Annotated in this window: 8 protein-coding genes and 1 pseudogene; 3 read left to right on the top strand and 6 right to left on the bottom strand. The window is 66.8% G+C overall.

From position 1 onward, the window contains the following. From DM995_RS21970 to DM995_RS17025, 5 genes and pseudogenes are all read right to left on the bottom strand, one after another. On the bottom strand, window positions 1-1204 hold a 1204-nt coding region (locus DM995_RS21970; protein ID WP_198669407.1), incomplete at its 3' end, for a helicase-related protein. 55 nt (window positions 1205-1259) lie between these two features. Beyond that, a pseudogene (locus tag DM995_RS17035) lies at window positions 1260-2643 on the bottom strand (MATE family efflux transporter). Between the two features lie 165 nt (window positions 2644-2808). Beyond that, entirely contained in the window at window positions 2809-3036 is a 228-nt protein-coding gene (locus DM995_RS17030; RefSeq protein ID WP_116970186.1) for a hypothetical protein, read from the bottom strand. A 12-nt stretch (window positions 3037-3048) separates the two neighbouring features. Next, window positions 3049-3183, bottom strand: coding sequence for a hypothetical protein (locus DM995_RS22685; RefSeq protein ID WP_286164953.1), 135 nt, complete (start codon window positions 3181-3183; stop codon window positions 3049-3051). A 3-nt stretch (window positions 3184-3186) separates the two neighbouring features. Then, window positions 3187-4215, bottom strand: a complete 1029-nt coding sequence (locus DM995_RS17025) for a polyprenyl synthetase family protein (protein ID WP_116970185.1) — start codon at window positions 4213-4215, stop codon at window positions 3187-3189. A 93-nt stretch (window positions 4216-4308) separates the two neighbouring features. Here DM995_RS17025 and DM995_RS17020 point away from each other — a divergent pair, with 93 nt between their 5' ends. Then, window positions 4309-4596 (top strand): chorismate mutase, encoded by a 288-nt coding sequence (locus DM995_RS17020; protein ID WP_023837154.1) that lies wholly within the window; start codon window positions 4309-4311, stop codon window positions 4594-4596. A 10-nt stretch (window positions 4597-4606) separates the two neighbouring features. Here DM995_RS17020 and DM995_RS17015 read toward each other — a convergent pair whose 3' ends face one another. Further along, window positions 4607-4972, bottom strand: a complete 366-nt coding sequence (locus DM995_RS17015; protein ID WP_232824461.1) for a hypothetical protein — start codon at window positions 4970-4972, stop codon at window positions 4607-4609. 29 nt (window positions 4973-5001) lie between these two features. Here DM995_RS17015 and DM995_RS17010 point away from each other — a divergent pair, with 29 nt between their 5' ends. Together DM995_RS17010 and DM995_RS17005 are read left to right on the top strand one after the other, a co-directional pair. Next, on the top strand, window positions 5002-6123 hold the full coding sequence (locus DM995_RS17010) for a serine hydrolase domain-containing protein (RefSeq protein WP_232824460.1): 1122 nt from the start codon (window positions 5002-5004) through the stop codon (window positions 6121-6123). A 56-nt stretch (window positions 6124-6179) separates the two neighbouring features. Beyond that, window positions 6180-6727, top strand: a 548-nt coding sequence (locus tag DM995_RS17005) for a twin-arginine translocation pathway signal protein (protein ID WP_116970531.1), incomplete at its 3' end; no start/stop codon positions are given.

Below are 6727 nucleotides of genomic sequence, written 5' to 3'. Positions count from 1 at the left end.
CCGCTTCGACCGCGTCCAGCGCGATCAGCCGCTTGCGCGCCTCGGCCAGCAACGGCGCGGGCGGCGGATCGAGCCAGTTGAGCCGCGCCGGATCGCTCTCGCCCCAGGCGGCGCATTGCAGCACCAGCGGGGCAAGATCGCTATCCAGGATTTCGGGTGGATCGAAGCGCGGCAGCCCGCCGGTCGCCGCCTCTTCCCACAGCCGATAGGCGACGCCAGGTCCCTGGCGCGCGGCGCGGCCCGCTCGCTGCGTGGCGGCGGCCTGGCTCGCGCGCTCGGTCACCAGCCGGGTGGTGGCGGCGAGCGGATCATAGCGTGCCCGACGGGCTAGCCCGCTATCGACGACGATCCGCACGCCGTCGATGGTCAGGCTGGTTTCGGCGATGCTGGTGGCGAGGATGACCTTGCGCCGCCCTTCGGGATCGCGGCGGATCGCGGCGCGCTGCTCGACCGGGGTCAGCGTGCCGTGCAGCGGAAGCACGGCGATGCTACTGCCCAGAGTCTCGAGCCGCTCGGCGGTGCGCGCGATTTCCGCGACGCCGGGCAGAAAGGCCAGCACATCGCCTTGCGCCTCGTCGCGCAGCGCGGTGCGGATCGCCTGCGCCATGCCGTCCTCGATCCGCTGCTCTCCGCGTCGCCCGAGATAACGCAGCGCGAGCGGATGCGAGTGCCCCTCGCTCTCGATCACCGGCGCGCCCTGCATCAGCGCGGCAAAGCGCGCGCCGTCGAGCGTGGCCGACATGGCGAGCAGCCGCAGATCGGGCCGGAACGCGCCCTGTGCCTCGAGCGCCAGCGCGAGGCCGAAATCGCTGTCGAGGCTGCGCTCGTGCACCTCGTCGAACAGCACCGCCGACACGCCCGCAAGCTCGGGATCGGCCTGGATGCGGTTGACGAAGATGCCCTCGGTCAGCACGAGCACCCGGGTGGCGGCGCTCGTCTTGCTGTCCATCCGGGTCGAATAGCCGATCGTCTGGCCAACGGATTCGCCAGCAAGCTCCGCCATGCGCTCGGCCGCGGCGCGCGCGGCGAGGCGGCGCGGCGAGAGCAGCAGCACCTGGCCGGAGCACCAGGGCTGGGCGCGCAGCGCCGGGGCGACGGTGGTTGTTTTGCCTGCGCCCGGCGGCGCCACAAGCACGGCGTTGGGACCAGCCGCGAGTACAGCCATCAAATCCGGCAAGACGGAATATATGGGCAGTTCAGCCATCATTGCCCCCTATCCGTTTGTCCCGAGCCCCTCAACCGGCGGGCAAGCCCAGGGGTCAGGCGTAAACCCCCAGCCCGAAACGCTGCCGGAACGCCCAGCGGCCGACCATCAGAACCGACACGACCGCCAGCCCGGCCGCCAGCCCGATCCATACGCCGACACCTTCCCAGCCGAGGCGGAAGGCGAAGAACCAGGCGGTGCCCATGCCCGACCCAATAGCCGAACGCCGCGAACAGCATCGGCCAGCGCGTGTCCTGAAGCCCGCGCAGCACCCCTGCCCCCACCGCCTGGACCGCGTCGACCAATTGGAAGATCGCAGCCACCAGCAGGAAGCTCAGCGCCAGCGCAAAGGCCGGTGCGGCGCTGGCGTCCTGCGGATCGATGAACAGCGCAACCAACGCGTGCGGGATCGAGGCCATGGTCGCCGACATCACGCATGCCGCGAGCACGCCCAGCCCCAGCGCCGCCCAGCCCGCGCGCGCTGCGGCAGCCGCATCGCGCGCGCCATGGTGCAGGCCGACGCGCACCGTCGCGGCCTGCGACAGGCTGAACGGCACCATGAAGGCGAACGAGGCGATCTGGATCGCAACGGCATGCGCGGCGAGCGAATCGCGGCTGATCAGCCCCATCAGGAATGCGGCGGAACTGAAGATCGCGACCTCGAAGGCAAAGGTCACGCCGATCGGCAGGCCCAGCTTGAACAGCGCGCGGTAGCGCCCCCAGTCCGCGACCCAGAAGCGCCCGAACAGCCGGTAGCGCCGGAAGGCCCGCACCTGCGTCACCACCAGCGCCATCACCGCAAACAATGTGCAGTTGGCCAGCAGATTGGCGATCGCCGCGCCCTTTAGCCCGAGTTCGGGAAAACCGAGATTGCCGAAGACCAGCGCCCAGCACGCCACCAGGTTCATGGCCACGCCGCACAGCGTGACGAACACCCCCCAGATCGGCCTTTCGAGCGCGGACACGTACATGCGCAGCACGAATTGCAGCAGCCAGGGCAGCAGCCCCCACATGGCGATCCGCATGAACTGCCCCGCGTCGCGGGCAAGGTCCGGCTGCTGCCCCATCAGCAGGAACAGCCTTTCCGCATTCCACAGCACCGCCCAGATCGGCAGGCACACCGTCAGCGCCACCCACATGCCTTGGCGTACCGTGCGGCGGATGTCGCGCACCGAATGCTTGCGCCGCCCGCGCTCGGCCGCGATCATCGGCGAGGCGGCGGTCATCAGCCCCATGCCGAAGGTGCCGCAGGCGAAATAGAGATTCACCGCGAGCGCGGCCGCCGCCAGCGCCTGCACGTCATAACGCCCCAGGATGATCACCTCGGTCGTATGGATCGCCATCTGCGCGAGATTGCCCAGCACCAGCGGCCCCGCAAGCAGGAGCAGCGCCCGGATTTCGGCGGAAAGGCCATTAGCCTGCGGCTTGGCAGGGGCCATAGAAGATGGATCGACGGTCAGCACCGCGCAAGCTTTCCCGTCCTGTCAGAAATCGATTATGGGGCGATTATCGCTGGCTCTGGCGCTGCCAATAGTAGCCGCCAACCAGCGCGGCAATGGTGATCACATTGCCCACAATAGCGATGGCGAGAAACAGGTCCTGCATCATGGTACGAATTTCTCACATTTTCTGAGCACTTGCAACTGCCGCACGGTCAACGCGCGGCCCTTGCTCTCCGTGAGATAGGGCGTGGGTCGCTCATCTGCCAGGAAAACATAGGCTTGCTGGCAGATCATTGCCTGCCGGCTGGCGGTATTCCCTTCGCCTGATCCGAGATAGCCGAAAATCGCCGCCCCTATGACACCCAGCAAGGTTGGTACCGCGCCGAACAACGCGATCGAGTTTCACGCGTTTCCGGACTGCGAACTGCGCTCGATATCCCGTTTCAGCGCGTCAAGTTGCACGCGCAGCTCGTGGTTCTGCGCTTCGAGTTCTTCCAGCCGTCGTCCCTGCGGGCGTCTGGCCGGAATGTCGTTCACGACCTAATAGCCCCGCGCGATCGCGAATTCGACCGTTTCGATCAGCGCCGCCTTGGCTTTGCCGCTGGGGAAGCCCGCGATCGCGTCGATGGCGCGCTGGCCGAAATGGCGGGCGCGGTCGAGCGTCAGGTCGATAGCATTGTGCTGGCGCAGCAGCTGGGTCGCGTGCGCCAGGTCCTCGTCCGACGTCCGGTGCCCGATGATCGCCGCTTCCCAGAACTTGCGCTCTTCCGGCGAGCCGTGCGCATAGGCGAGGATGACGGGCAGCGTGACCTTGCCGTCGCGGAAGTCGTCGCCGACGCCCTTGCCCATGGTCGCCGCGTCCGAGACATAATCGATCGCATCGTCGACCAGCTGGAAGGCGATGCCCAGGTTGCGGCCATAGGCGTCCAGCGCCAGTTCGACCTGCTCGTCGCGCTCTGCGACGACGGCGGCGATGCGGCAGGCGGCAGCGAACAACGCGGCGGTCTTCGCGCCGATGATCGCGAGATAGCGTTCCTCGCTGGTCTCGATCTGGCGCTGCGCGGTGAGCTGGTCGACCTCGCCCTCGGCAATGATCGCCGAGGCGCCCGACAGGATCTTGAGCACCTTGAGCGAGCCGTCCTCGACCATCAGTTCGAACGAGCGGCTGAACAGGAAATCGCCGACCAGCACCGTGGCCGGGTTGCCGAACACCAGATTCGCGGTCTTCTTGCCGCGGCGCAGGTCCGACCCGTCGACGACATCGTCGTGCAGCAGCGTGGCGGTATGGATGAACTCGACCGCGGCTGCCAGCTTGTGGTGGCGCGTGCCCGGATAGTCGAGCAGCCGCGCGCAGGCGAGCGTCAGCATCGGCCGCATCCGCTTGCCGCCACCGGCGATCAGATGCCCGGCCAGCTCCGGAATCAGCGGGATCTGCGACTGCATCCGGTCGAGGATGACGCTGTTGACCGAATTGAGGTCCTGCGCCACCAGCGCCATGATCGGATCAAGGCTGGGGGCGGCAGCGGACACGCCCGCAGGGCGGCCAATCGGATGAACAGTCGCGGTCATGGGTTGCGATGTGGCAAGCCGCATGGCTTAAGGCAAGCGCAAAGCGCAGGACCCGCTCCGGGTCCGCGCGATTCTGGCAGAGGCAAGAGCAGCATGGCGCAAGACCCGGTACTCGCAGCATTTCGGCAGAGCATCGACAATATCGACGCGGCGCTGATCTTCATGCTCGCCGAACGCTTCAAGATCACCAAGGCGGTGGGCGAATACAAGGCGAAGACCGACCTTCCGCCCGCCGATCCGGGCCGCGAGGAAGAACAGATCGCGCGGATGAAGCGGCTGGCGGTCGATGCCGATCTCGACCCGGAATTCTCGGAAAAATTTTTGCGCTTCGTGATCGACGAGGTCATCCGCCACCACGAACAGATTCGCGACCAGGGCTGATCGCGCGGACTTATCGGATCGCCTCGCGCTCCTTCGGGGTCATCAGAACGCAGCCCCAGCCTTCGCGATATTCGGCGCTTTCCGCTGCCATCAGCGGTACCGTGGCGTCGATGCGCCGCGCCTCGGCGGCTTCGCTGAGGCTTACCACCTCCATGCCGGGCTCGAGGTCCTTCTCGCAATCGCCAAGCTCGCGCCCGCCGATATAGCGGCACGAGCAGACCACGCGCGCCGAATAGGCCGCGCCGGTCTGGCTATAGGCGCGCAAGGTCGGCCAGTACCAGGCGAGCAGCGCCAGCGCGATCACCAGCAATGCCAGCGCCACCCATTTCAGCCTGCCATGCTTGCCCGGCATCGCGCCCATTTTCCCAGTTGCCATCGGTCCCCGCCTGATTGATGGAAGCGGGCATGAAGCACCGCATCCTTCTTGCCCTTGCCGCAACCGGCCTTCTCGGCGCAACCGCTTTCGGTCTCTACGGCATCGAAGGCCGCGCTGCCGATAGCGGCGAGACGATGATCGTCGATGTTCCTGGTGTGCCCACCGCTGCGCTGAACGCCGAGATCGACAAGCTGTTCAGCGAGGACCAATTCGCCGAGACGCGCGCGCTCGTCATCATGCGCGGCGGCGAGATCGTCGCGGAGCGCTATGCGCCGGGTTATGACCGCGACACCCGTTTCATCAGCTGGTCGATGGCCAAGAGCGTGACCGCGGTGCTGGTCGGGCTGATGGTCGCGGACGGGCGGCTCGCGCTCGACGCCCCTGCCCCGGTGCCCGACTGGCAGCGTCCCGGCGACCCGCGCGGTGCCATCACGCTTCGGCACCTGCTGCACATGTCCTCGGGGCTTCAGCATACCGAGGCGGGCGATCCGCCGTTCCAATCGGACGAGGTGCGCATGCTGTTCCTCGACGGGCGCGACGATATGGTGCGCTATGCCGCCGGCCAGCCGCTCGAGGCCGAGCCGGGATCGAAATTCGAATATTCGACCAACAGCAGCGTGATCCTGTCCGACATCATCACCCGCCAGCTGACCGACAGCAAGGACCCTGACGTCCGCCGCCGCGCGATGCTCGATTACATGCGCGGGCGACTGATCGAACCGCTCGGCATGACCTCGATGGTGCCCGAATTCGACGCGACGGGCACGCTGATCGGCGGATCGATCATCCAGGCCAATGCCCGCGACTGGGCGAAGTTCGGCGAATTCCTGCGCAACAAGGGCTCGATCGCGGGCAACCAGTTCCTCACCCGCGGCTGGGTCGATTTCATGCTGACAAGCTCGCCCAACGATCCGGCCTATGGCGGGCATATCTGGCTGAACAAGCCGCGCCCGGAAGGCCGGGGCAAGGTGCTCTATCCCGATCTGCTGCCGTCCGATCTGTTTGCGGCGCAGGGGCATCTCGGCCAGTTCGTCATAGTCAGCCCCAGCCAGCGGCTCACCGTCGTGCGGCTGGGCAAGACGCAGGACGATGTGCTCGATCCGGTCGAGGAGCAGCTGGGGCGGATCATCGCGCTGTTTCCCAGGGGCTAGGCCAGCCGCGAAGCTTCTGTCAGGTTGATCCCCGATGATTCTCCGGGGGATTGCCGATGACACTGTTCCGATTTGCCGCCATGCTTCCGCTGTTGCTCGCCGCGCCCGTCCTGGCGCAGGACGGTTCGGGCTATGCGTCCGCGCAGACACGCGAAGCAGCGCCGTTCGTCACGGCCGATTTCAAGGTTCCGACGCTGGTCGAAGGGCCGGGCTTCAAGCTCGTCCCGCTCGGCCCCGATATCGTCAGAATCGATTTCGAGGCGTACATGTCATCGATCGAGCATCTGCAGAAGACCTTCACGCGCTCGACCGCCTGGCCGCACCCGGGAATTACCGATGCCGATGCGATGAAGGACATGGTGACCGAACAGGGCCGGTTCCAGCGCCGCGAATCCTTCGCCTATGCCGTGCTGACCCCCGACGGGAAGCGCGAGCGCGGCTGCGTCTATGTCTATCCCAGCCCCGTGCCCGGCTATGACGCGATGGTCACGCTCTGGGTCACCAAGGCCGAATATGACGCCGGATTCGACGCGAAGCTCTATGCCTGGGTGCAGAAATGGATCGCCAGGGACTGGCCGCTGCGCAGCGTCGCCTATCCGGGCCG

It is taken from the genome of Blastomonas sp. UPD001 (assembly GCF_003426715.1).
Taxonomy (GTDB): domain Bacteria; phylum Pseudomonadota; class Alphaproteobacteria; order Sphingomonadales; family Sphingomonadaceae; genus Blastomonas.
The sequence above is the reverse complement of the archived record's forward strand: the minus strand, read 5'-3'. Positions and strand labels throughout refer to the sequence as shown.